The 26197-nt window shown below is 40.6% G+C and carries 18 protein-coding genes and 1 pseudogene; 6 read left to right on the top strand and 13 right to left on the bottom strand.

Annotation, left to right across the window (positions count from 1 at the left end):
- The 3 genes from F453_RS0113605 to F453_RS0113595 all read right to left on the bottom strand — a co-directional run.
- A partial coding sequence (locus F453_RS0113605) for an Eco57I restriction-modification methylase domain-containing protein (protein ID WP_018968501.1) occupies positions 1–2471 on the bottom strand: 2471 nt, incomplete at its 3' end.
- Between the two features lie 15 nt (positions 2472–2486).
- Positions 2487–5807 (bottom strand): helicase-related protein, encoded by a 3321-nt coding sequence (locus F453_RS0113600; protein WP_018968500.1) that lies wholly within the window; start codon positions 5805–5807, stop codon positions 2487–2489.
- A 91-nt stretch (positions 5808–5898) separates the two neighbouring features.
- Entirely contained in the window at positions 5899–6102 is a 204-nt protein-coding gene (locus F453_RS0113595; RefSeq protein WP_009163356.1) for a helix-turn-helix domain-containing protein, read from the bottom strand.
- 357 nt (positions 6103–6459) lie between these two features.
- Between F453_RS0113595 and F453_RS0113590 the strand changes: the two genes are divergently transcribed.
- The 5 genes and pseudogenes from F453_RS0113590 to F453_RS0113570 all read left to right on the top strand — a co-directional run bounded on the left by F453_RS0113590 (position 6460) and on the right by F453_RS0113570 (position 15778).
- Entirely contained in the window at positions 6460–6831 is a 372-nt protein-coding gene (locus F453_RS0113590; RefSeq protein WP_018968499.1) for a DUF3853 family protein, read from the top strand.
- A gap of 127 nt (positions 6832–6958) precedes the next feature.
- Positions 6959–7103: pseudogene (locus tag F453_RS14480) on the top strand (IS5/IS1182 family transposase); the annotation flags it as partial.
- A gap of 1184 nt (positions 7104–8287) precedes the next feature.
- Positions 8288–13606: a DUF4011 domain-containing protein gene (locus F453_RS0113580; protein WP_025790177.1), complete on the top strand. Its 5319-nt coding sequence runs from the start codon at positions 8288–8290 to the stop codon at positions 13604–13606.
- A 319-nt stretch (positions 13607–13925) separates the two neighbouring features.
- The gene (locus tag F453_RS0113575; RefSeq protein ID WP_018968497.1) at positions 13926–14384 is read left to right on the top strand and encodes a hypothetical protein; all 459 of its coding nucleotides are present in this window, start codon (positions 13926–13928) and stop codon (positions 14382–14384) included.
- An 11-nt stretch (positions 14385–14395) separates the two neighbouring features.
- The gene (locus F453_RS0113570) at positions 14396–15778 is read left to right on the top strand and encodes a DUF5458 family protein (protein ID WP_018968496.1); all 1383 of its coding nucleotides are present in this window, start codon (positions 14396–14398) and stop codon (positions 15776–15778) included.
- 1134 nt (positions 15779–16912) lie between these two features.
- Here F453_RS0113570 and F453_RS0113560 read toward each other — a convergent pair.
- The 10 genes from F453_RS0113560 to F453_RS0113505 all read right to left on the bottom strand — a co-directional run bounded on the left by F453_RS0113560 (position 16913) and on the right by F453_RS0113505 (position 25731).
- Entirely contained in the window at positions 16913–17395 is a 483-nt protein-coding gene (locus tag F453_RS0113560; RefSeq protein ID WP_018968495.1) for a hypothetical protein, read from the bottom strand.
- A 178-nt stretch (positions 17396–17573) separates the two neighbouring features.
- Positions 17574–18062 carry a hypothetical protein gene (locus tag F453_RS0113555; RefSeq protein WP_026292595.1) on the bottom strand — a complete coding sequence of 163 codons (489 nt, stop codon included), beginning with the start codon at positions 18060–18062 and terminating at the stop codon, positions 17574–17576.
- Between the two features lie 156 nt (positions 18063–18218).
- Entirely contained in the window at positions 18219–18479 is a 261-nt protein-coding gene (locus F453_RS16405; protein WP_018968493.1) for a hypothetical protein, read from the bottom strand.
- Positions 18476–18964, bottom strand: a complete 489-nt coding sequence (locus F453_RS0113545) for a hypothetical protein (protein WP_018968492.1) — start codon at positions 18962–18964, stop codon at positions 18476–18478. Before F453_RS0113545 ends, F453_RS16405 begins: the two co-directional genes overlap by 4 nt.
- 362 nt (positions 18965–19326) lie before the next feature.
- On the bottom strand, positions 19327–19806 hold the full coding sequence (locus F453_RS14755) for a hypothetical protein (RefSeq protein ID WP_052328494.1): 480 nt from the start codon (positions 19804–19806) through the stop codon (positions 19327–19329).
- Between the two features lie 750 nt (positions 19807–20556).
- Entirely contained in the window at positions 20557–21042 is a 486-nt protein-coding gene (locus F453_RS14470; protein ID WP_018968490.1) for a hypothetical protein, read from the bottom strand.
- Positions 21043–21385: 343 nt separating this feature from the next.
- Entirely contained in the window at positions 21386–21874 is a 489-nt protein-coding gene (locus tag F453_RS15545; protein WP_081619187.1) for a transposase, read from the bottom strand.
- Between the two features lie 572 nt (positions 21875–22446).
- Positions 22447–22926, bottom strand: a complete 480-nt coding sequence (locus tag F453_RS0113515; protein ID WP_018968487.1) for a hypothetical protein — start codon at positions 22924–22926, stop codon at positions 22447–22449.
- A gap of 250 nt (positions 22927–23176) precedes the next feature.
- Positions 23177–24985: a DUF4280 domain-containing protein gene (locus F453_RS0113510; protein ID WP_018968486.1), complete on the bottom strand. Its 1809-nt coding sequence runs from the start codon at positions 24983–24985 to the stop codon at positions 23177–23179.
- A complete protein-coding gene (locus F453_RS0113505) occupies positions 24976–25731 on the bottom strand; it encodes a hypothetical protein (protein ID WP_018968485.1) in 756 nt (251 codons plus the stop codon). Before F453_RS0113505 ends, F453_RS0113510 begins: the two co-directional genes overlap by 10 nt.
- A 223-nt stretch (positions 25732–25954) precedes the next feature.
- On the opposite strand from F453_RS0113505, the gene F453_RS0113500 reads away from it, so the two are divergent.
- Positions 25955–26197: hypothetical protein (locus tag F453_RS0113500; RefSeq protein WP_018967610.1), on the top strand; the 243-nt coding region annotated here is incomplete at its 3' end.

Raw genomic sequence — 26197 nt, 5'->3', positions numbered from 1 at the left:
GAGTTCTGTTGCTGCACAAAATCGCTCAAATTCTTTACGCTATCTTTGTTCTGTTTGTTGGTAACAGCACAGACCGTTTTATGCTGATTACTTGATTTAGAGAACAGCAGGATATTGGTGTCAACCGTAGCACTCTCGAAAATCTTTACTCCTGCAAAGTCTATCAGAAGCATTGGGTTGGTCTTATTGGCAAAGAATCCTCTTGTTTTCTCACCATATCCTGCACGCATCCACTTATTGGACGTAATATAGCATAAGTGCCCAACCTTCTTCAACAACTGCCATCCACGTTCATAGAACAGACAATAGATATCACCTGTACGTGCAAAGGTGGAATATCCACACCCTTCATACAGTTTCGCTAATTCTCCACCATTGTTTTGAAGTTGTATGTATGGCGGATTACCAATAACAATATCGAATCCATTGTTAACACCAAACATCCATTCAGGATCAAAGAACGGACTAACTGCATTTTGGTCGTATGGATTCCATTCTGCAAGTTGTTTGGCATCATCAGATGCAAAGTTATTCTCATCAGATAGAAGTTCTATTAGTTTTTCGCGTAAAGCTAAATCCTTCTCTCTTAAGCGGTGTTTTGTAGAAGTCGACTTAGCAGAAAAATGTAGATGACGTATCTGATGTAATTCTTTCTTTATTGACTCTATCTCTTCACTTTTAAAGAGGTTTAACTGTATGTCTTCTTTCTTCTTTGCAATAAGTGAGTTTGCTGAAACAAATTTAGTTTCAAGGTTAGGCAATATTGGGATGCCGAAGTTTGGTTTAGAGGCATCTTTCTCGCAATTGCATATCAAGGAAATAAAGAAGCGCAGTTTTGTTATCTGTGCTGCAATACTCTGTATATCACTGCCGTATAAGCAGTTCTCTATAACAGACAGTTTGAGTTCATAAATATCTTCATTCGGTGATATTCGTTCAAGGATGTCAATCAATCTGTTTAATAGTCCCATAGGAAAAGCACCAGAGCCACAAGCAGGGTCAAGTATCTTGACAGCCTTTAGTTTGTCAGCAATCTTTAGATATTCATTACTCTTTGCTTTGTCAAAAGTGAAATCATAAGAGAAAAGTGAACGAACAAAATCATTGTTTCCCAAATAGGCAATGAGACTTTCATCAACCATATAATTAACAATCTCACGTGGTGTATAGAATGAGCCACTTTGGTTGCGTGCCGTCTCTTTTGTTTCTGGGTTATAGGCACCCAACAAGTTTTCGAAGACTTTACCTAAGAGTTCTGGGTCAAGTGCCACCTGCTGTTCCTCAGGTGAGTTCTCCTCAATAGTAAAGTTATATCGGCTCAGAATAGAGAGCAATCCTTTCTCTGGTTCAAAGAAAAGAATGTTCGGAACTACAGCACGATGCTTGTATCGGCCATCCGCAAAACGAGCATTATTACGACTGAACCCATCAAAATTATAGCATTGTTCAACACCATCTCTATAGCGTGTCTTATCTAAACACTCAAAGAGGCCTCCATTCAAGAACGGAACTTCTGAGAACAAGTTGATAACCTCTTGTTCGCTTATTGAAAACATCTCAGTATACCGATATAACGTCTTGATGTCTCTTTTTGTAGAGGTCGCAAATTTACGTGTGTTGCCATTTTCGTCTTCTATAGCACGGTTTAATGTTGCAAAGAAAAGATTCTGGAGAATAGCATTATAATAGTTACCGACAGTTGTACTATATGGGTCGAACTCTTTCAGTATTGTTGAAAGATATTCAATATCAAAGATTCGGTTTGGCACCAATTCCTTCTGTTTGATAAACCATACGAACATAATACGGGTTATCATACGTATAACCTTCTTTTCTACATCGTCCCTACCATCATCTTCCGTAGTTATATTATTAGGGAAGGTTACCAGAGTAGAGTCGTCTATAGCCCACTGATACCACTCAAACAAGTCTTTGTAGAATTGTTTGGTGAGTGTTTCAACAGAAAAGGCCTCGGTGATGTCAGTTAAAGCTTGCTTACTTTCTTTCAACTTTCCAAACTGCTTTATAGCTGTGTGGCATCCACGTCCTTCTCCAAGCAGATAGGTATAACGTTTAGTATCAGTAGATATTTTTTCATATTCCCCCTGTTTGTTGAAGCCCCAAGTCTCGCTTACATAGGAGAAACGTAGTATGCTTTCATTCTTGCGATAGCAGAACATAAAAGCACCTGCATGATTGGTGCGCCAGTCCGTGGTGAGCATATCACGAATACCACGCCGATTACGCTCTATATCTACATTGTCTGAGAGTTCTACTTCGTAAATGGCAATAGTCAAACCATCTGACAATTTTATGTAACCCAAGTTTAATGCTTCTTTAGCCAAATGACTGCTTACATGAACCTTTCCTGGACTATTATGAAAAGTAACCTTGTTCAGGAATATGTCATGAAGCAGTTGCTGCCATGATTCACGGTTATATTTTGATTCAATAATCTCTTTGTAATTCATTGTTCGATATTTGATTTATTGGAAACTTTCGGAAAGTATAATTTCTGCGTCTGTTTCTTGTTGATTTAACATTGTTTCTTCTGCAATATAATAAGGGGCGTACTTTTGTGCCATTGTGATGATTTCGCTGAAGGCCTCATCAGGTGTCATTCGAGCTTTACCGCCAGTACGTCTAAGGTCTTTCTGGATACGTTGTAAACGCTTGGCAATATAGGTGATAACACCACGCTCCACCAATGTTTTTAGATGTGCAACTTTGATGTAAAGGTCATTGTCTCCAATCTCATTCATAAAGTTGTTCAACAGATTGATAGCCGTACTAACCTGCGCACCCAGATTAGAGAGATCTTTCTGCGAGGTCTCTTGTATACGGATTTCCTCGTCTTGAATGGTACGAAACTTTGTCAAGGCTTTCTCCACATGCTTGTGATGGTTACTTATACGAGTAACAGGTTTCTCATCCTTAGTTGCTTTGAAGTAATTAAGTGCATCAAGAACGGAAATCTCTTGAGCATTTTCCGACACAAGGAAGAAAACTTTTCGGAAGTTTGTCTTTAAGAATACCAGTGTATCTTCAGATAGCGTAACACCATTAATAGTTTTAGACTCTCGCCCAGTTCGACTGCGTAAGGATATCTTAGCAATACGGTTGTATTCCTGCCGGTTCGTCTTAAAGAGAGTACGAAGTTCCTCATAGAAAGGTAGTTCCTTGTTAATATCTTTCTTTTGCTCGTTCACTCCTTCTTCAAACAATTTACTTAGATTACGGTCTATAATTTCTTCTTGAGAATAAATTTGATTATCCTCGCCAAATGTACTATGGAATGATTGGATTTTACTTAATGCGATCTGGTTCAGATTAATTTGTTTATTACCTTCCCTTGAAGGGTAGAAAACATAGTTATAGATATGCTTTGAGGCAGAACCAATACGATTAACACGACCAATACGCTGCATCAGCCTTGTCGAATTCCATGGCGTATCATAATTCACAATCACATTAGAACGATGTAAGTTGACACCTTCTGCCAGTACGTCTGTCGTCAGGATGATATTATATTCGTTGAGCTTCTGCTTGTAGTTAGCATCAAAATTCTCACGTATTGTCTTAAATTGTTTATTGCGATTCTGTGCAGAGATTACTAATACGTCCTTACGATTTATTCTACGTTTTAGATAGTCAACAGTATCAACTGACTCAGAGAACACAACTAACTTTTTCTCTGGGTTACGATCACTTTTGAAAAGTTCATGTTTTAGTAACTCATTAAACTTGGCAAACTTAGAATCATCTTCATCAGAAATATCTTTCCAGTCAGCCAACATTTGTTCAAGGATAGCCTGGTCATTATGTAGCATATCTATAAACTCTGGACAGAAATCAGCAGCATGGAAGATTGCGTTCTTAGGATTGTTAGAAGCTTTAGCGTTAAGTTTCTCTTCAATCTCTTCTTCAGATAATCCAGACTCCAATAGCAGATTGATGTCAAGGTCTGGTGCAATATAGACCTTGTCATTATCAAACATATCAATCATATTCTGATTGGCTTGATGGAAATTCTCTATAGAAACTTGAAAGGCGTAGAAACTACTTTCCAAACGCTTTACAAGTCCATTCTTTCGAATTCCTGCAAGACTACGGCTTATCAACTCTGCATTGTCATAAAGTCCATTTGCGACTTCTGGTTTTAAGTATGCAATAGCTTGATAACGTGCATAGGTGAGCTTTTTGTCAAGAATCTGTATCGCTTGTTCAAAGAGATTGGCTAAATGTTCATTTAGCTCATACTGGTTCTCAATTGGATGTTCAACTTTAGGGAATCCATTCACATCCTTGTTGTATCGGGGTATACTTTCTATATCTGTTCGGGTGCGACGCACAGTTAATGGTTTAATGATACGGTCTCTTACCTTCTCTGCTAATTGTTTAAAATCCTCAATACTCGTATTGTTATTTTTTCGTAGTCTCTTGAATTCTTTTATCAATGGAGAAAAGAATGCAGTAAGATTGCTAACTCCATCAATGGTACAATGACGAGGGTCTTGGAAAAGTAATATCTCCGTATAGATATCAGCTGGAGAATTGTTCATAGGAGTTGCGGAAATAAGCATGACCTTCTTTTTGTAACCAGGAATATTACCTGCTTCTAAGCGTGGCATCTTGCAAATTTCTTGAAGTTGCTCAAAAGCTGATGTGGTATGACTACGGAATTTATGAGCCTCATCTACAAGTATGAGATCATATTCTTCTGCGTTCCAATAATTATAATCCTCTTCATCAAGAACCTTGCTTAAGCTACCGTTTGTAATGAACTTGGCGTATTTGTCTATACCAAAATCTTTGAAAGTAGACTTCCAGTTCTGTTCTACTGCTGGAGGGTAAACTACAAGAATCTTGGTGTGCTCATAACCATTCTCTATAAGGAATTTCTTTGCAATCATGGTTGCAACAATGGTCTTACCCAAGCCAACCACATCCGAGAGAAAGAATCCATCATAGCGAATAAGCTTTTGATAGCCTTCTATGACGGCATCCATCTGATAATCATATTTCGTATAGCCCTCTGGCATATCAAAGGGATCAGCACTGTCGGTCTCAAGTACACGGTCAGCATAATACTCCATTAGCATCTTAATGTAAAGATCATAAGGAGGAACATCCCCTTTAAGGTAGGTTCTGTCAATGGCTGCTTTTATATCTTCAGAAGTTATTTCACAACCTTCAGCTTCGTTCCATAACTGCTCGAATTCATCTTTTGCAAATTTCACATCATCATATCGGTCCAACTTTACATTGAACTCATATTGCTTGTCCTGTGTTATTCCTAATCCATTCCCTGATAAATTACTTGAGCCTGTAATGGCCATACTTTGAGAGTACTGATTAAAATTATCGGGATATAGCACATATATCTTTGCATGAATCTTTTTGGAAGGATGAGCGCGTAATTCAAGTTTTTTGTCAAGAAGGTCTTGTACCATTAGATATATTCCGTCTTCTATATCCTTACGATAGTTGGAAGATTCTATATCAGTTCTTGTCTTTCTGAGATACTCTTCTTTAACCTCTTCTTCTGCTCCAAAAAATAGTTTTCCTTGCTGTGCCGCTTTAGCGATATATTTGTCTACATCTATGCCTATCAGTACTCTCACCTTTCCGATATTATCAAGGAAAGGGCGTAAGGAGAAATAGCCAGATGCACGAAGAAAGCCTACAACAGCATCAAGGTTTCTGATTTGAGGGTTATGCTGCAATACCCCCTCAAACTCTTTTATTAATGTATTTCCATCCTTATTGGTAAAGATGTGGGAATTGGGCTGCTGAATTGTATTCATATATTCTTATTCGTATATAGATTATTCATGTTTACTTCTATAGTTTTAGAAATTGCACTGAGAATATCTATATTGTTGTTTTCATAAACTCCTATTTCACTAATTCTTTGGGGGACACGCCGAGCAAGTCTGCCACTTTGAAGATGGTGACAAGATTAGGCTGCTTGCGATTACAAACGTAGGCGTTGGTGATGCTGAAACTCATACCCAACTCTTTGGCAAGCCACGTTTGGGTGATACCTCGCTTCTTCAAATGTTCCTTAATGAGGTTGCTATGTTCTTTCTTCTGTCCCATTAGATGATTGTATATCTCAATATTAGTTACAAAGACATGAACTTATAATGAATAAAACGAAGAAAAATAGAACATTCACGCTACTAAAAATAGTTTTTCCAGTGAGAGGAAACCATAAGGAATCTCTTAAACAATCAATGATGATTAATTAACAACGTGCTTTTGTCCAAAACAGCCCACTTTTTGACTATGTATTGAACGTTTTTGATAGTCGTTGATTTCCTTGCATTTCCCTATACTTCCTGTTACATCCCTGTCTTTTGGAATAACATCAAAAGCCCTCTACTTTTGCATCGTCAGACCTGACTAAAAGCCCTGTGCGCAAGGGCAAGTTATTCATTTCAAAACAATCGAGTTATGACGATAAACGAATTATTGGGAAAACCTGTTTGGCAGATGACCGGTGAAGAGTTGCTTTTCCTTGCACAGCACGGCAATATGTCCACAAGTGGAGAAACGGCAAAGGCTTCCTCCAAAGAAGAAAAACTGTATGTGTACGGCTTAGCAGGCATTGCACGCCTCTTCGGGTGTAGTTTGCCTACAGCTAACCGTATCAAGCAGAACGGGCAAGAAAAACACCGATCAATACCGAGGTGTAGTTTGCCTACAGCTAACCGTATCAAGCAGAGTGGTAAAATCAATCGTGCCATTACACAAGTTGGGTGCAAAATTATTGTTGAAGCTGAACTAGCGTTGGAATTGGCAGGACGAAAGACGAGAGGACAATGATGAATACCCGTTGGCGGAATAAAATCAAATCAACAAATATAGAAGTCATCTAGACTTTTTAAATCTCTACAAATTGAGAGGAGTCTATTATCTTTGTGCTGTAAAAACCAAGGTAAACACCCCGCTCATGTACGAAGTACTGACCAAAGATACAATGAAATATGAAATTCTGCCTCATTTGTCTGTGGAAAAACGTGGTTATGTCTCAAAAAGTGACCTGACGGAAGTTATTCAAAGTAATCTCTACAAGCCAGGAAACTGGCTGTCAATGGCAGATGACTTTTACATTTGCATGATGCTGTCTTCGTTGGCCATGAGCAGCATACCCTGCAACCGTTTGCGTTGGCGGTTGTAAAGCGAAGGTGTTTTCTGTGCCGTTGCCTATACGCGTGTATGCGACAGAATTGTTTTGTCTGATTTTCGGCAAGGATTTTAACATTATGAGTGCCCTTTTTATCCACCAACCGCTCACACCATGCCGCAAAAAAAATCGATTCTCGCGCAGGTTTGTTTTGATGCAAATTGGGGCAAGTTTGTGAATACGGCAAAATGATTTTTTATTTGAAAAGGCTGTCATTTGCACCAGTTACAGGGCTGTTTGCTGCTAAATATAGTGCAATATGCCGCTAAATGCAATGCAATATGCCGCTAAATGCAATGCGTTTTGGTGCTAAACGCAAGGCGTTTTGATGCTAAATTCAAGGCGAAATGGTGCTAAATGCGCGGCGAAAAGCATAAATATCCACGCTAATGGTATAAACAAAACCCTTTCGAGCTATGAAACACATGGCCAAAAAGGCAAAATTGCCATTAAAAAGTGGGATTTTAGGGGCTAAAAGTGGGTTATTGAGGCTTGAAAAATTATGAGTTGGCCCCAATCTAGAAAGGCTAAATGGTGCAAAATGCAGCTTTTGTTCTGAAAAATAGATAAAACATGAGGCGTGAAAGGTTAGAAAAATTAGCTTTTTGGCAACTTTTTAACCAACATTTTCGCTAGAACGGAGTAGGAATTGGAATGATATTGTAAAATAAAAAACAACAATTTAAGTTTTTGAGTTGAGAGGTTTTTATGAGTTTGTAAGTTGGTGAGTTGGTGAGGTTATGAGTTGATGAGGTTGTAAGTTACAGCACCTGTTTATTGGCCTTGCAAATAGAGAAATGAGTTTGTTTAGGGGTTTAGCGGATAACAATAATTGAATTTATGAAAACAAAATGAGGAAATATCAAAACAAATAACTACTTTTGCAGCAATGCACTTTGGTTTTACAAGACAAATATACTGGATTACGTTCGTGTCGATGGTAATATACTAACCAAGAAGTTTACGGAGAACCTTCTAAAAGGACCATGCTATGGACACACTTGCAATCAGCTTATGAGTCTTAGAAAGTTTGTAAACCACATACATAATGTAATATCAACATAAGAATAAAACCCACCATATTTTCATATCGCTATGATAACTGTCAATATCGAATATCTACCTTCTATCAATTATTCCCTTATCAACAACAGAATAGCTATATGTCAGTCTGTTGAAATCAGTAATAACGAAACGAGTGATTTAAGGGATATTGTAATAGAATGTTCTGGTGAGTTTTTCCAGGACTTCCGTTCAAGTGTCATCGACTCACTTAAAGCAGGTAAGTCGATGCGCTTACAGGGTATGAACTTGTCTCCAATAGCCACACAAGTTGCTGCGGTAACAGAAAAGACTGCATCCACATTCACCGTCAATGTGTTTTCGGATGCACTGTCTGAAACAAAGAAGATATTGTTTACCCATAGCTACGACATTGATATTATGCCGTACGACCAATGGCTGGGAACCTGCATTCTGCCCCAATGCCTTGCCTCGTTTGTTACGCCTAATCATCCCGCGATAAACAATGTTGTAGCTAAGGCAGCGGGCAAGCTGAAAGAAATGTCGGGGTCTTCTGCATTTACCAAATACCAAACCGGTAACACAAATGAGGTGCGAAAGCAGGTGGCAGCCGTGTATGGCGCACTCCATGCCGAGGGCATTGTGTATCGTTCGGTACCTGCATCGTACGAGGTGGTTGGACAACGCATTACCCTACCCGACCAAGTACTTTCCTCCAAACTAGGAAACTGCATAGAGCTTACTCTGCTTTTTGCAAGCGTGCTTGAAAGCTTGGGCATAAACAGCGGTATCGTCCTACAAGAAGGTCATGCCTACCTTGCTGTTTGGTTGGTTGACGACTGCTGTCAGTATAGCGTTTACGATGACGCCTCGTATATAGAAAAGAAATGTGCGGAAGGCATTGATGAGATGCTTGTGCTTGAATGTACACAGGTAACAGCCGAGTCAACTACTTTTGAAGATGCCCAAAGCATAGCTACAAAGCATTTGGCCAACACTGGCATCTTTGAAATGTTCATCGACATTAAGCGTTGTCGTCTGGAGCAAGTACGTCCGCTGCCCCAACGCACGATGAACAATGGCGTATGGGAAGTGCCGGCGGAAGGTGTAAGCCATGACGAATGCGTACTGAATGTTAAGGAACATTCTCGTTTTGACCTGACGATGCTGATGGACAGCAAACGTGAGGTAACGAAGATGGACATTTGGGAACGTAAGCTCTTGGATTTCTCGTTGCGTAACTCCATGCTTAACCTTTATCTGCGCCAGAAGGCAATTCAGTTTATCTCGTTTGACGTCGACCTCGTTGAAGACTATCTGCAAGATGGAGAAGAATACCTTATTTCTTGCAAGCCTAATGTTGGTTTTAACATCATTGGCGAGGAACGTCTTGTGCGTTCTAAGTTATTGCCCGAACTACACGAGCTGATAACAAACGACATAAAACACCGTACGCTACACTCGTATCAGACAGAGGCCGAGACACGCTACACGTTGAAGAATATCTATCGCGCATCGAGGAACGCCGTTGAGGAAACTGGCGCAAATGCGTTGTATCTTGCAATAGGTACGCTTAGATGGTTTGAAACAGACATCAGCGAGAAACCTCGTTATGCGCCAATATTGATGTTGCCTGTGGAAATGGTGTATAAGAAGGGCGACTACTATATCCGTACACGTGATGAAGAAATTGCTCTGAATATCACTTTGACAGAGTTCTTACGGCAGAACTTCGACATTACTATTCCTGGACTTAATCCGCTGCCAAAGGATGATCATGGGGTGGATGTGAAAAAAATCTTCGCCATCATACGTGAGGTGCTGAAAAACAAAAAGCGTTGGGACGTAGAAGAAGAATGTATTTTGGGCGTATTCTCGTTCAGTAAGTTCCTCATGTGGAACGACATCCATAACCACAGACAAGAATTATTGGACAACAATGTGGTGCGTAGTCTTGTGGAACAGAAACTTACGTTTACTCCAACCCAAGTGATGTCGGACTTGAAAGGCAAGGATAAAGAAGTAAAACCATCTGATTTGGCATTGCCTGTTCCGATAGACTCTTCGCAAATGGCCGCTGTAATGGCGGCAGGCCAAGGAAATTCGTATATCCTTTACGGCCCTCCTGGAACGGGTAAGTCGCAAACCATAACGAACCTTATAGCCAATGCCTTGTTCCAAGGCAAGCGTGTGTTGTTTGTTGCTGAGAAGATGGCAGCCCTGAGTGTGGTACAGAAACGTTTGGAGAAGATAAATCTTGGTCCATTCTGCCTTGAAATGCACTCGAACAAAATCACCAAGCGCCATGTTCTCGAACAGTTGAAGAAGGCTTTGGATGCCGCTCACATCATACGTCCAGAGGAATATGCACGCATAGCCGATGAACTTTATGAGCAGAGATGCAAACTGATTGAGTATATGGAGGCCTTGCATGACATAAAGGGAGCGGAGGGCATGTCGCTGTTTGACTGCATCATCAGGTATGAATCCATTAATACCCCAGAACTTGATGTTGATGCGAACGATGAAGAACTTAAACGACAGTTCCGAATTGAAAAGATGGACAGCTACTCACATCTGCTCAGTCAGAAGTATCAGGCAATACTTAGTATTACAGGCGCGCCATCAAAGCATCCGTTGCTTGGACTTAATATTGTTGAGGACGACTTAGTTGATGTCGGGCGTTTGCCTTCGCGTATCAAGACGGCATCCGAAATACTTCGCAAGGCAGAGGAGAACAGAGAGATGCTTGCGAAAGCTACAGGTATAAAGGCAGACATACTAAGAGACTGCAACGAGGGTATATTATCCCAAGATGGGGAGGCATTATATAATGAGTGGAGAGGCATCAAGGCTAAATGGTTCTTACCTCGTTTCTTTGCTAAGAGGAGTTTCATTGCCAAGTTAAAGCAGTTTAATAGTCTGATTATTGAACAAGAGGTTGATGCACTTCTCTCTAATTTGCTTAATTATCAGCAGTTACATGCAGAAATAGTAATAATACAGGATATTGTTCGCACGCTCTTTGCCGTTAATTTCGATGCCGACAGACTTCCAAGCAACGATGAATTGAGGAGTTATGGTTCATGTCTTGACAACTGGCTTAGCCATACAGACAAGGCACGAGACTGGTATCAGTGGTGTGCGTATAAAAAGGAACTTGAAAATGAAGGTCTTGGCGTAGTAGCACGACATATTGAATTGGAAACAATTCCTGCGGAAACGTTGAAAGATGCCTTCTTTAAGCGAATATTCCGAAGCCTTGCTTGTGAGAAAATTGCATCGTCACAGGTTCTGAGAACCTTTGAAGGGGCTATATTCGATGAGACCATTTCGCGCTACCAACAGCTAACAGAAGAGTTTCAGATACTGAGTCAGAAGGAACTTTATGCCAAACTGGCCGCGAATGTACCACATGTAACAGACAGCATCGACAATAGTAGCCCAATTGGGTTCCTCAACAGGAACATAGCCAACGGAGGTAGGGGCATCTCTCTTCGCGATTTGTTCGACAACATTAGCCCATTGTTGCCAAGGCTTTGTCCCTGTATGCTTATGAGCCCTATGTCTGTGGCGCAATTTTTGGATTTGTCGCAGAACAAGTTCGACCTTGTTATCTTCGATGAGGCGTCACAGATGCCTACAAGCGAGGCGGTTGGTGCCATTGCGCGCGGCAAGTCTGTAATCGTAGTAGGCGACCCCAAGCAGATGCCACCAACAAGTTTCTTCTCATCAACAAGTGTTGGCGAGGAAGAGGCCGACATAGACGACCTGGATAGTATTCTCGACGACTGCCACAGCCTGGGAATACCTTCACTACAATTGAACTGGCACTACCGTTCAAAACACGAATCGCTGATAGCCTTCTCTAATAATGAATATTACGACGGCGAACTGATTACATTCCCATCTGTTGACGACCAGACTACAAAGGTAAAGTACTGCCATGTAGATGGCGTATACGACAAGGGAGGACGCCGTTCGAACAAGAAGGAGGCAGAAACCATTGTGGCCGACATCGTCAAGAGGGTGCAAAGCATCGATCATGCCAAATATAGCATTGGCGTAATTGCATTCAGTCAAGTACAACAAAACCTAATTGAGGACTTACTGACTGAAAAGCTTGACAAGGACCAGAAACTAAGAGAGGCTGCTGACGAGTTGTACGAACCTATATTTATAAAGAACCTCGAAAACGTACAGGGTGACGAACGCGACATCATCTTGTTCTCTATCGGTTATGGTCCAGATAAAGACGGCAAGGTGTCTATGAATTTCGGTCCATTGAACAACAATGGAGGAGAAAAACGACTGAATGTAGCAGTAAGTCGTGCTAGAAGAGAAATGATTGTATACTCGTCTTTGAAGGCATCGCACATTGATTTGAAACGAACCAAGGCTCGCGGTGTGGAAGGTTTGAAACATTTCTTGGAGTATGCCGAGCAACAGACACTAATTCAGGCAGCCAATGCCCACAAGGACAGTTCAGACCGCATAATCTCAGAGCAAATTGCCAATGCGCTCAGGACTCGCGGCCACAATGTAAACACCTACGTTGGACGTTCTAACTTTAAAGTCGACGTGGCCATTGCAGATTCTGCTGATTGCGGCAATTATTCTATGGGTATTCTACTTGATGGTGAGGTTTACCACAATACCCAAACCACAAGAGACCGCGAGATTGTTCAGCCAACGGTATTGAATATGCTTGGCTGGAAAATAATGCGCGTATGGAGCGTAGATTGGATTAACAACCCCGAACGTGTTATCGCTCGTATTGAGAACGCTCTACAACAGAAGTCAAAGCCAATAGAAACACCAGTTAGCAATGCCACTTTCGACGTTACAAAAGAAGAGGTGGAGGAAATAGAAAGCAATGAGCAAGCCTATCAGGTATATAATGGCATGGAGAACACTGACTCCATGAGCGACGAGGTACTTGCAACGAAGATTCTTTCATGCGAGCAGCCTATGACACTGATGTATTTATGCAGATGTATGTGCGCGCATAGGGACAACACAAGGGTTACTCCCACGCTGTTGGCCTCGGTTAAGGATATTGCAGACAGGCAAATGTTTATTCAGACCTTAGGTAATTCTACCATACTGTGGACTGACAAGGAGCACGCAGATGCTTTCAACGGATATAGACAGGCTCACGGAAGAGACATAACTGAAATTCCCATAATTGAAATAATGAATGCTATAGCACTCACTGTGCAAGAGCAGCTATCCATCAAGACAGACGCACTTACTCTTCTTGTTGCAAAAAAATTAGGCTTTGCTCGTCGCGGTGCAAAAGTGGACCAAACTCTAAAAGAAGGCTTAGAAACTCTTTTAAACACAAAGTGCATCGTAGAGTCTGACGGCATAGTAAGATTGCCAGAATAAGAATAGGCATGATGCAAAGAGAATCATTTGAACATATAGACAGAAAAGTAAAGTTGCATACGGATCTTCACGCAAACCTGAAACACGCCAAGGTACATACGGATTGTTTGTTACACGGCTAGGATTTTCTGTAATATCTTTTTCAACAGACAATTTTACGCCATAAACTGCTTCATACATCTTTCATAGTACAAAAAATACAAAAAAAGCGCAAGATATTGTCCATTATTTCAACTTATTTTCATATCTTTGTGGCCAGAACCCTCTCTTCAAACAGATGCGAGAGAAAATAATAGAATAACATTAAAAACATAAATTTATGGCAGTATTTGATTATGGGGTTGGCGGAAACGAAGTAAAGGTCGACGCCAACGAGTCGATAGCGGACATTCCCTCCAATCGAACCTTACTGGTACAGAAACTTACGGATGATGCGCCCATCAGCCCAGAAGCAGCTTACAACCTTCAAACAGTGGAAGATGTCTTTGCACATTTTAAGCCAACTGTTGAACTTGAAATGCAAAACGAAAATGGGGAAGACGTTACAGAAACGATGACCTTTAAAAACCTTGGCGACTTTGATGCAAAGAACATGCTGGAACGCAGCGAGTTTATGAATAAGCTTAATGTGGAGAAAGAACAAAACACAAAGATAGCCCGTCAGCTGTCTTCGAACAAGGCGCTATTAAAGGCACTAGAAAACCCTGATAAAAGACAGGCCATCATCGACCTGTTGGAGGCTTCACTTGAAGAAATAAAAGGATCGGAAACCAAATAACCTTAAGAACGATGGAAAACGAATTAAAAACAAAAGAACAACAGCAGGCGGTTGTAACCAGTAAATCGACAGTAAAAAAAGAAGCGGTGTCGGTTGCATCTGCATTAGACAAGCTGAAAGAATATGGCGGTTTCACATTCCTAGAAAACATTATCGATGGCTTCTCCAACCTAAACCCCACACGCAAGGCACGACGTAACATTTTCCTAACAGACGAACAATGGGCCAGCGAACGTAAAGTGTTGGCCAATCGCCTCAACGTTTGGCTAGACCTTCTCAAATCGGGAGAATCGGCAGAGAAGATGAGAGACAGGGCCAAGGATAAGGCACAAAGCGTAGAGGAATTGCTCTGCAAGAACCTGCATACGGCATTGAATCGCACCCGAGAACTAGAAACGGCCTATCGATCCGTCGCTCTTTTTTATAAGAACACGGAAAGCACAAAGGTAAAGAACGTCACAATTGTCAATGCAGACATTGCGCAACTCAAGGACCTAGACAATACGCTTTTTATCGATTACATAGGAAACGAACTCAGCCAAAACTTCGATAGACTAGATTTACGCCGCAACTACTCAATCCTTATTATACCAGGATACTTGGGAACTAATGCTGTGATAGACAAATGGGCAAAATTGGCTCATAACAACAAGGTGATGCTAGTAACAGACTTCCAAGACTTGGAAACCGCAGACGATGTTGTCGACATATTCTTCAATGCCGACCATACCGGAGGTGATGTCTACAAATCGAACATTGTCATGACTTGCAACTACCTTCTAGGTAGACCTCGAGTTGTTGAGGCTGGAGAAGAGGAAAATCTCTATGTGCCCGGTTCGAGTGCACTTGCAGGGAAAATATACAGCACGTTGATGTCTCAAGTGGTTGCCGGTAAGAAATTTGGTAGTCTCAACGAGGTGGAAAGCGTACGTTTCGACTTGAAGAAAAGTGAGATTTCAGAGCTCGAGCGTATGGGGTTGGTACCGATGGTGAACGAGTACAGCAAAGTTATGGCTTTCTCTGCCAAGACCCTTTTCAACGGAGACAACCTAGGATTGCAAACCTATTCCGTTGTACGCGTATTCGACTACATCTCCAAAGTGTTATTCGACTTCCTTAACCGTCGCGCCTTTGAGAATTGGACAACGCGCACCGAAGCCGACTTACGAAACCAAATCGTTAAGTTTTTAGATAGCATTAAAGGACCATCGCGATTGATCGAGAAGTTTAAGGTTATCAGAATAGAACAAGACCCCACCCAAAAAGATAGGGTTCTGCTCGACATTCACCTCACTCCCTACTTCCCCGCTAAGAGTTTCGTCATCCAATTGGAAGGCCGAAAGGGCGAAGAACCCGAAGAAGCAAACTGGGAAAGTCAGTATAATCAGGAGTAAGTTTAATAAACCAACAGCGATAAGGGTGTGCCTAAAAGCAGGCACACCCTTGTTTCATTTAAATCCCAATGCAGATACGGCCACTTCAGGCAATACTGAGGGCTTAAACACACCTGTCGTACAAACCACCAACTGCCCGAAGGTTTGTTATTAGTGGCACTTAGACACTTATTTGTCTATCAGCTATATGATTTTTAGCACAACAGCCACGTCTGGCAAATACCATAACAAGACATGCAGGGAAAATGTTTCAATATAAAGCAAACGCCATCTTTCATTCTCCACCCAATAAGTTCTTGCAGCGAGCTTTTAAAGTTTCCGCCTTGGTACAGCTAAGTTGGAACCCTGTTCCAGATAAGTTGGAACAGGGTTCCAAATCAACTGGAACAGCATTCCGGCTAACATGGAACAGCCGTCCAGAACAGATTTAACACGGCGGAAAATGTAATAATGCCTTATCGGGGCTTAGAAGGCGCATTCCCAAAACGATGAAAATGCGAACGACGGAATGGCTAATTGGCGAGTTCGGGATAAGACGCCATGCCCTTTGAACAAGACAGCGTAGGTAAAGAAATGGCGATCTCGCCTGCTAGCTCTACGCGGCAGTTGGCACAACTATTTTGTTTCATCCCGAAACTCGCGTAATAACATGTTCACTCCCAATCCTTCTCGTACATGTACACCCTCCCCTTCTTGGGGACACTATCATTTCATTCTCTTATAAATATCGTGCATATCGCGTTACCATAGTCACAGCTTTTGCACTTACAAGATATTATGACAATCAGCCAAATAACAAATAAAAGTATCTTTTTCATATTATGCTTACTCTTTGTTTTCACCTGTGATGTATCCATATAACCATACGCTTAAAAACACTCAACTGCGATTTAGGTATTAAAACAAAAAAACTCGAAACCATCATTTGGGCTATACCCCCATGTGGCAACACGAAAAGAAAGAAAAGTGGCTCCACCTACTCCATCTGTTTTCATCGTTATCATAAAACGTCAGTCCACCTTCATATACAATCCAACGCGATTTGGCATACGAATTCAGGTATGGAGATGAAACCTTGTTTCCAAACACTACTATACCTATATTGAAATACTTTCTCGGCTATCCCTCCCTTCATCATCTTTTAAGTACGCGTGCATACTCACGTGGAAATGCCAAATTGCTAGAATGCATTGTGCCTTTTACAACGTGTCCATTCACTTTTAGTGAAGAAACAATACAATACTCCATAGGACCTCCCATTGTCCAATGCCTTTGATCGACAAACCACGAAAGGGTTATGTCTGATATGTCGTAGACTAATGTGTCGTCTAAAACCAAACGAATGTCGTTCCTATGGGTAGGTTTTTCTTTTGTCAGATAACAAGTTGTCCAATCTGTACGTGTGAGATTTTTCTTAATGATAGTCAAATCAAAGGAGTCGACAAAATCAGTGAAGTTTGTCCCTGCCTTATAGGAATAAATCTTTCCGTGATTTGGATACAAAGATCGTTCCCAGTTTGTCACAAGGACGCCTTCAATTGGTTCATTATAATTGCATTCCCCTTTGCACGAAGACAGTGCAATAATTGTAATAAGAACAAAAAATATACTTTTCATTGTCGTTATGCTTTTATGTTATTCCCATTGTAGTCCTTACGTACAAACAACAGTTCATTAGAGCAGTGCCGCAAGAAACACGATGTCTGTAGCAAATCCGTCTAAGCTCTGTCCTGCACACAATTCTTTAGCATTGTACAATACTCGTTTAGAAACCCGTACTCTGTTTCTATACACATCAGCGTTTTCTAATGATACGCCCACATTCTTGCGGGAAAGCAAGTTCACCCGGAACAGTCGTGTCCCTAGTGACGTATCCGTTTACAAGCAGTGATGGTATGATGTCCCGTTCTATGGGTCCCCACATTCCCCAGCGTCTTGTATCCAAGAATTTTTCTATTCCAATATTAGAAATGTCATATACTAACGTGTCGTCTAACACAACTCGGATATCGTTCAGGTGATTTAGTTTCTTCGTGTATAGGAGACAAGCCAATTCTGTGGAGTCAACACGTCCTCTTTTTATGACTATAAAATTAACTGTATCAATAAACTCAGTAAAATGCGTATTCTTCTTATACATGTAGACAATGCCTCTCTGGGGAATAGGACGGAAATCCCAATGGGATATGAATATTCCTGATATTTCTTTTCTGTACTTATCTTTTGGGCAAATACATGTTGACAGCAATATTAGCCCAATAATAGCAACAATAATATATTTCATAGGATACATTCTTTATTAAACATGTTCTTTCATCTCGTTTAAGCCATTCTTACAAATGATGCATCCATAAAAAGTACTTTTGAAACATGCTATAGATATATTACCATGTTTTAGCAATAACGAAGACTCTGTTGGACTTTTTCCCCAGGTGACAAATCAAAATACAAGCCTAGTTGCATTGCAAAAATTTTCAACAGTTTCATCTTCAGCATCATAAAATGTCAGCCCTCCTTCGTATACAATCCAATGCGATTTGGTAAACAAGTCATTGTATGAATAGGACACAATATCGTCAAACATCTGCGAGTCTATCATCATCAGCACCGTTGCACCATCATTATGGGCTTGCTCCATATCTTCAAGGCTATTTAATGCGACGCCACTGATTTCATTAGACACCCCACACTTACTTTTCATCGTTTTTTAATAATGCGTACATACTTTTGAGGTAAAGCTAATCTTCCAGAGTGTAAGGAATTATCAACTATTTTCCCATTAACCTTGAATGAGGAAACAATACAATATTCTCTTGGCCCTCCCATAGTCCAGTGCTTTTGATCGATAAACCATGAGAGGGTTATATTTGAGATATCGTACGTCAACGAATCATCTAACGTCAAGCGAATGTCGCAACGATGTGTTGGTTTTTTCTCTCCTAACGAGCATACAATCCAGTTTGTACGAGCAGGGTTTCTTTCGATGATAGACAGTTCAAAAGAGTCGATGAGTTCTGTAAAGAGAGTTCCTTCCCTAAAGGAGTAAACCTTGCCATGATGTGGAAGGGGGCGCGTTCCCCAATCCATTACCAAAAGGTCTTCGATTGGATCTTGATACCTACATCTCTTTGTGCATGACACACACACAACGATAGTGACTGTGATAATAAAGATAAAGACTTTCATTGTTATTGATTTTTATAAAATTCTTATTGTACTGCTTTTCACACGTACTTCAGTATTAAATCGTTTTTACTGCTTGCAAATAATATAACCATAAAAAGTGCATTTGAAACATGCAACAGATTTACGTCCTTTGTATAACAAATTATCAATACTATTGTCAGGGTTTTCTCCCCACGTAGCGAATTTGAAAGCAAGTTTAGTTGCCTTGCCGATGTCCTCAACAGGTTTGTTCGCAGCATCATAAAACGTCAGTCCTCCTTCGTACACAATCCAATGCGATTTGGTAAACATAGATATGAAACCTTGTTTGCAAACATTACCATGCCTATATTGAAATACTTTCTCGACTATCCCTCCCTTTATCACCTTTTAAGTACGCGTGCATATTCACGTGGAAATGCCAAATAACCTGAATGCGTTGTGTCTTTTACGACATATCCATTCACTTTTAGAGACGAAACAATGCAGTATTCTCGTGGGCACGTCATCCCCCTCTGTCTATAATTGACATACCATGAAAGGGTTATGTTTGATATGTCATAGACTAATGTATCATCTAAAACCAAACGAATATCGTCCTTATGGGTAGGTTTTTTACCTCTTAAAGTGCAAGATATCCAATCTGGATATCCATGAATCCTTTCAATGACAGGAAGATTAAAAGAATCGATGGGGTCAGTGAAGTTTGCCCTTGCTTTAAAGGAATAGACTTTCCCATGTCTTGGAAGAGCCTCTTCCCAGTGCGTTACAAAGAAACCTTCAATTGGTTCATCATACTTACATTCTCCCTTGCACGAAGATAGTGCAGCAATTGTAATAAGAACAAAAATTATACTCTTCATTGTCGTTATGTTTTATGTTATGGTTAATCCTTGTATGCAAACATTACCATGCCCATATTGAAATACTTTCTCGGCTATCCCTCCCTTTATCACCTTTTAAGTACGCGTGCATACTCACGTGGAAATATCAGATAGCCCGAATGCATTGTACCTTTTACTACATGACCATTCACTTTTAAAGACGAAACAATGCAGTATTCTCGTGGGCCTCCCATTGTCCATTGCCTTTGATTGACATACCACGAAAGGGTTATGTTTGATATGTCGTATACTAATGTGTCGTCTAAAACCAAACGGATATCGTCCTTATGGGTAGGTTTTTCTTTTGTCAAATAACAAATTGTCCAATCTGTACGAGTAAGATTCTCTTTAATGATAGTTAAATCAAAGGAGTCGACAAAATCAGTGAAGTTTGTCCCTGACTTATAGGAATAAATCTTTCCGTGATTTGGATATGGAAATCGCTCCCAGTTTATAACAAAGACACCTTTAATTGGATCATTATACCTACATTCTCCCTTGCACGAAGACAGTGCACTAATTGTAATAAGAACAAAAAATATACTTTTCATTGTCGTTATGTTTTTATGTTATTCCCATTGTAGCCCTTACGTACAAACAGCAGTTCATTAGAGCAGCACCGCAAGAAACACGATGTCTGTTGCAAATCCGTCTAAGCTCTGTCTTGCACACGATTCTTTTGCATTGTACGATACTCGTTTAGGAACCCATACTCTGTTTCTATACACATCAGCGTTTTCTAATGATACGCCCACATTCTTGCGGGAAAGCAAGTTCGCCGGAAACAGTCGTATCCCTGGTGACGTATCCATTTACAAGCAGTGATGGTATGATGTCCCGTTCTATGGGTCCCCACATTCCCCAGCGTCTTGTATCCAAGAATTTTTCTATTACAATATTAGACATGTCATATACCAACGTGTCGTCTAATACAACACGGATATCGTTCAGATGATTTAGTTTATTTGTGTATAGGAGACAAGCCAAATCCGTGGTATCTCCACCTCTTGTTATCGCGTAGACCTTAACCGTGTCTATAAGTTCTTTAAATTGTGTATTCTTTTTATAGATATAAACAGTTCCCTTTATTGGCAGAGGGTGTGAATCCCAATGCGTTAAAAATATACCCGATATGTTTCTTTTGTATGCACTTCTTTTATTTATGCAAGCGGACAGCAGGAATAGTCCAATTATAGCAGAAATAACACTTCGCATTTTGTTTTCTTTCTTTAAATTCAATTATTTAATTCTTCTGCATGATTGATGTTCCATGACGGACTATATACCCATAGAACGTACTCTTAAAGCAATCCAAAGATACCCAATGTTTCTTTGTCAACAATTCCTGACTTTCTTCTGGCTCTTTTCCCATGTAGCAAACTTAAAAACAAGTTTAGTTGCGTTTCCATTTTCCTTAACTGGCATATTTGCTGCACTATGAAAACTCAATCCACCTTCGTTTACAATCCAATGCGATTGGGTAAACATGGAAAAAAAACTTGTTTGCAAACATTATCATGCCTATATTGAAATACTTTCTCGGCTACCCATGCCTTCATCACCTTTTAAGTACGCGTGCATATTCACGTGGAAAAGCGAGTTGCCCAGCTCGTACTATTTCTTTTGAAAGATGACCATTCACATTCAACGAAGAAATCACACAACGTTCTGTTGGTCCTCCCATCGTCCATCGTCTTTGATCCAGTATTCGTGAAATTATAACATTGGATATGTCATAAACCAAACTATCATCTAGCATCAACCGGAGATCATTTTCATGGGTAGGTTTTCTCGTTCCAAAAGAACAAGTAATCCAAGTGGTGTGAGCGGGATTTCTTTCAATAATGGGTAAATCAAAAGAATCGATAAGCTCTGTAAAATGCGTTCCTGCCTTAAAGGAGTAAACCTTTCCGCGGTTTGGAAGAGGAAGTGAATCCCAATTTGTTACAAAAAGATCTTCGATTGGTTGCCGATAGTCACATACCTTCTTACACGAAGATAATGCTAGGAGTGCAACAAGAGAAACAACAATAACATCTCTTTTCATTTTATTAAATGTTCTTAATAAATTATTATGTGTAGCTAATGTCACTTACAGATAATGTCCCATAGAACACACTTCTGAAACACCAATTAAATGACAGTCCTTTTTGAGTATTGCTGACTATCAATGAGTATTTTTCTCCATAGTTCCATATTCTATCTTGATTCTTTGACATTCATTCTTGTAAATCTTTTCAGGACATCCATTTGAAACGCTTTTCTTTTGTGCACACTTATTATGCTTTTAAATATGAATCTGCATATTTTTTACTTCGTGGCAAATAGTCTCTGCAGATAATGAAGCCATAGAAGGTACTTTTGAAGCATCTAACAGAAACCCGTTGTTTGTCCGAAAGTAAATTCAAACTTTCTTCTGGCTCTTTTCCCATGTAGCAAACTTAAAAACAAGTTTAGTTGCCTTGCCAATTTCCTTAACAAGTTTATTTGCTGTATTATAAAAACTCAATCCACCCTCATATACAATCCAATGCGATTTGGTAAACATGGACATGAAACCTTGTTTGCAAACATTATCATGCCTATATTGAAATACTTTCTCGGCTATCCCTGCCTTCATCACCTTTTAAGTACGCGTGCATATTCACGTGGAAAAGCCAAATAACCTGAATGCATTGTGCTGTTTACAACACGCCCATTCACTTTTAGAGACGAAACAATGCAGTATTCTCGTGGGCCTCCCATTGTCCATTGCCTTTGATTGACATACCACGAAAGGGTTATGTTTGATATGTCGTAGACTAATGTGTCGTCTAAAACCAAACGAATGTCGTCCTTATGGGTAGGCATCTTTCCTCTCAAAGTGAAAGATATCCAATCTGGATATACATCAATCCTTTCAATGATAGGAAGGTTAAAAGAATCAATGGGGTCAGTGAAGTTTGTCCCTGCTTTAAAAGAATAGACCTTCCCGTGATTTGGAAGATTCTCTTGCCAATTCGTCACAAAGAATTCTTTAATTGGATCATCATACTTACATTCTCCCTTGCACGAAGACAGTGCAGTAATTGTAATAAGAACAAAAATTATACTCTTCATTGTCGTTATGTTTTATGTTATGATTAATCCTTTTATTCATTGGAGTAATTCTAATGATGCATGCATACTCTAGATAAAATCTAGTATCATAAAAGTATCATTTAACATCAAGCAGATGTCGATTTGAGGTTTTAATGCCTTGCGCTGGAAAAGACATGCTAGAATTGTTGCATCCAAATATCATCTTGTTATATTATAAAATCAATATACGCCGTAAGATGTGTATGTCTCTTTAACATATAAATATCATCTATACTTTCATATATGAATCTATAACCTTTTTATTGCTTGGCAAATAGTCTCTGCAGATAATGAAGCCATAGAAGGTACTTTTGAAGCACGATACGGATATGTTTTTCTTATTCACTAGATTTTCATGACTATTGCTTGGAGCCACCCCCCATGTTGCAAATTTAAACGAAAGCGTAGTTGCCTCGCCTATGTCCTTAACAGGTTTGTTCGCAGCATCATAAAACGTCAATCCTCCTTCGTATACAATCCAATGCGATTTGGTAAACAAATCCTCGTATGAATAGGAAACTATATTGTCAAACATCTGCGAGTCTATCATCATCAGAACCGTTGCACCCTCCTTGTGGGCTTTTTCCATTTCAAGAAGACTGTATAGGTCATCATTGCTTTGCTCATCATATCTACGTATTGACAGAAAGCTCTTTCTGCGTTCCAACGAGTTAATGGACAAGCCTACGGATTCTACATTTTGGAAGCCCAAGAAATCGTGGCACAACCTTTCCATCATGTCTGGCCAGTTCACGGCTGACAGTTGATCAATGGTGTTTTCCCTTTCCCCATTGTAAATCATTTTTTTAGAAATCAGGGTAAAGATGGGAGGGAAACGCTTTACTATTATTGGTATAGTCCACGTGGAACTTTCGTGCGAACGTAACACGGCCAGCGACAGCCAATCTGCCATCGGCATACGTTCCCGCTCTTTTCCATTCGCGTCCGCCCAAATGGGATAGTTGTCTCCCCGAGGGTCCATGTCATACATTCGCTCTTCAGCATCGGCATCTGGTCTTATGGTATATCCGTGGAACGTGGCTTCACCCTTGTGGTGCATGTCTATGATAAACTCGCCGTACTCTACGGGGTGTAGTTTGGCAAAGACATAGAACAGACAAGCCATGCCACACAGTGAGGTGCCGCTTTGGTCTATAAGCCAAGGTTTTCCCATGCGCTGGATGATTTGGGCTTTCACTTCTTGAAAACTGAAAAACCTAAACCTAAAATGCGACCATACATTTAAGCTGGCCTCATCTTTGCGATAACTTACGTATGCGTAGAAAACGACCGTACCCCCAATGGAGTCGTAATCCAATGGTGGAAATTCAACACACTTCCCTCTTGGTTCCCATTTTCGAGTAAGATCCTTGTTCATAACGGTGGCCCTTCGCCCATCGTAGAAAACAAATTCCGCTTCCCACTGGATGTCTTTGTCTTCGGGTATTCCGTTTGTAAAACCGAAAGCCTCGAGGTGATAGGTCTTTCCGTATACGAACCCATCAACCTCTTGCGACTCTACACCATTATAATCAAGACCCTTCTCCAATTGTTCAACCACTCTTATGCTGGCCACTTTAATCTCTTTCCTTACGTCCAACCGTGCAGTCTGTCCGCTATGCACAATCTTGATGCACTCTCCACTAACGTGGCAGGGGATAGTGGATTTCACTACTAGGCCCTTAAACCCGTCGACATTAACGTCCGAGAGATTTTTCCATAGCCCCAAACTTATCACAGCATTGCATGGTGGCTTTTGGTTTCCCCACTTAGGGTGCATACACAAGCCGTTAAAGGCGAAATTGGTTAGCCCATCGTTATCGCCAGCGTTTGCCCACGGCTTGTCTTGCAATTTCACTCGTGGCTCTTTAACCACGAGTTTGCCCTTTGGTGCGCTGCAATAAGGGCACAACACCGTTGCGCCATCGCAAACAAACTTTTCGTTTTCGTTCGGGTCTTTCCATTTGCGCCTTTCTTCCTCATCTTGTTGACGCCTGTTTTCTGTATCTATTTTATTTCCTTTTGCTTTCATAAGCATAATTTCTCTTGATTTATTGTCATTCTTCCCAGTTTAAATGTCCAGCTATAGGTGACGCTGTCTTGGGTATAAGCCACAACCACATGTGCCCAAGAGGCCAAGAAATCGTCTTGGGCAATGCGGATTGTTCCTTCGAACTTCTCTATTGTATGGTTATCAATAGTTTGGTGCAGACTCTCCACTGTGAACGTGCGTAGGCCACTGTCTTGACCTGTACAAGTTAGGAGTTCGTTGAACCTAGTGTTCTGTGCGTATGAGAGCCCCACCTCACGTTGCGTTTGCCATCCTACGTACGTATGCTTCTGTATGCCGGGAAAAACAAGACCGAGACAACAATAATTGTTCATCGACTGTTGCCACGCCATAGACTTTTCGAGCAGGGGTAACTGTTCGTCTACGAATGGTCCGTTATAGTCGGAAAGCAGCAAGTCGCGTATTTCTTCCCATTGTGCCAACTGCCTATCTTCTCCTTCTATCCCGATGGGCTTGCCATTGATATTTAATATTGGACAGAGTCCATCATACCGATATAGGGCACGACACACAAAATCCGTTACAGGGGTAAAGGGTGAATCTAAGTGCACATACTTATCGGAGAGCGTCACTTTGTACGCCGTCACAGCGTTTTCCTCTGCGTCTTGCAGTGGCAACTGGGCTACATCAAAAACAAGGTCGACAGCGTATTCGCTCTCTGTCACACCTTCCCGTAGAATGGTGGTAGTTACCTTTAACAGAAATCTCTCCATAACAATTTATATTTCCTCATGGCAATCTATGCCATCCTTAAACTTTCTTTCTAGTTCACAGTGTTTCCATGTAAACATCGCTACAATTATATTATTGCTCATATTACAGAATATTATCATAGAAAAGTATTGGTTTTAAAATGAGCCTACCAACAGGTTCTCAGCAACTGTAGTGTACTAAATAAGTTGACACTTTACCTCAAACAAAAAAAAGTAAAAAAACATGGTAAAGTACAATGAAACGGAGAAAATTCTGTTATTAAGTAAGTACATCACGAGCGGTATGGATGCCCGCAGCTTTGCGTTAAGTTGCGGTGTGCCCTATACCACATTCCTCAATTTTTGTCGGGAGTATGGCAATCCCGACTTGTCCTCAATACAGGAGCTGATGAAGAAAGAGAATATTCCCACCACAGTGGAGGAGCTTCAGGCCTTGCTTGCCAAAGAGCGCAAGGCACACGTCGAG

The sequence above is a fragment of the Hoylesella loescheii DSM 19665 = JCM 12249 = ATCC 15930 genome, from assembly GCF_000378085.1.
Taxonomy (GTDB): domain Bacteria; phylum Bacteroidota; class Bacteroidia; order Bacteroidales; family Bacteroidaceae; genus Prevotella; species Prevotella loescheii.
Note: the sequence above shows the minus strand (reverse complement) of the source record. Positions and strands in the feature narration are given on the sequence as shown.

Excerpts from the sequence above, each read along its gene's own strand:
- F453_RS0113600 (WP_018968500.1), bottom strand. The coding sequence starts at position 5,807 with ATGAATACAATTCAGCAGCCCAATTCCCACATCTTTACCAATAAGGAT.
- F453_RS0113595 (WP_009163356.1), bottom strand. The coding sequence starts at position 6,102 with ATGGGACAGAAGAAAGAACATAGCAACCTCATTAAGGAACATTTGAAG.
- F453_RS0113590 (WP_018968499.1), top strand. The coding sequence starts at position 6,460 with ATGACGATAAACGAATTATTGGGAAAACCTGTTTGGCAGATGACCGGT.
- F453_RS0113580 (WP_025790177.1), top strand. The coding sequence starts at position 8,288 with ATGATAACTGTCAATATCGAATATCTACCTTCTATCAATTATTCCCTT.
- F453_RS0113575 (WP_018968497.1), top strand. The coding sequence starts at position 13,926 with ATGGCAGTATTTGATTATGGGGTTGGCGGAAACGAAGTAAAGGTCGAC.
- F453_RS0113570 (WP_018968496.1), top strand. The coding sequence starts at position 14,396 with ATGGAAAACGAATTAAAAACAAAAGAACAACAGCAGGCGGTTGTAACC.
- F453_RS0113560 (WP_018968495.1), bottom strand. The coding sequence starts at position 17,395 with ATGAAAAGTATATTTTTTGTTCTTATTACAATTATTGCACTGTCTTCG.
- F453_RS0113555 (WP_026292595.1), bottom strand. The coding sequence starts at position 18,062 with ATGAAATATATTATTGTTGCTATTATTGGGCTAATATTGCTGTCAACA.
- F453_RS16405 (WP_018968493.1), bottom strand. The coding sequence starts at position 18,479 with ATGAAAAGTAAGTGTGGGGTGTCTAATGAAATCAGTGGCGTCGCATTA.
- F453_RS0113545 (WP_018968492.1), bottom strand. The coding sequence starts at position 18,964 with ATGAAAGTCTTTATCTTTATTATCACAGTCACTATCGTTGTGTGTGTG.
- F453_RS14755 (WP_052328494.1), bottom strand. The coding sequence starts at position 19,806 with ATGAAGAGTATAATTTTTGTTCTTATTACAATTGCTGCACTATCTTCG.
- F453_RS14470 (WP_018968490.1), bottom strand. The coding sequence starts at position 21,042 with ATGCGAAGTGTTATTTCTGCTATAATTGGACTATTCCTGCTGTCCGCT.
- F453_RS15545 (WP_081619187.1), bottom strand. The coding sequence starts at position 21,874 with ATGAAAAGAGATGTTATTGTTGTTTCTCTTGTTGCACTCCTAGCATTA.
- F453_RS0113515 (WP_018968487.1), bottom strand. The coding sequence starts at position 22,926 with ATGAAGAGTATAATTTTTGTTCTTATTACAATTACTGCACTGTCTTCG.
- F453_RS0113510 (WP_018968486.1), bottom strand. The coding sequence starts at position 24,985 with ATGCTTATGAAAGCAAAAGGAAATAAAATAGATACAGAAAACAGGCGT.
- F453_RS0113505 (WP_018968485.1), bottom strand. The coding sequence starts at position 25,731 with ATGGAGAGATTTCTGTTAAAGGTAACTACCACCATTCTACGGGAAGGT.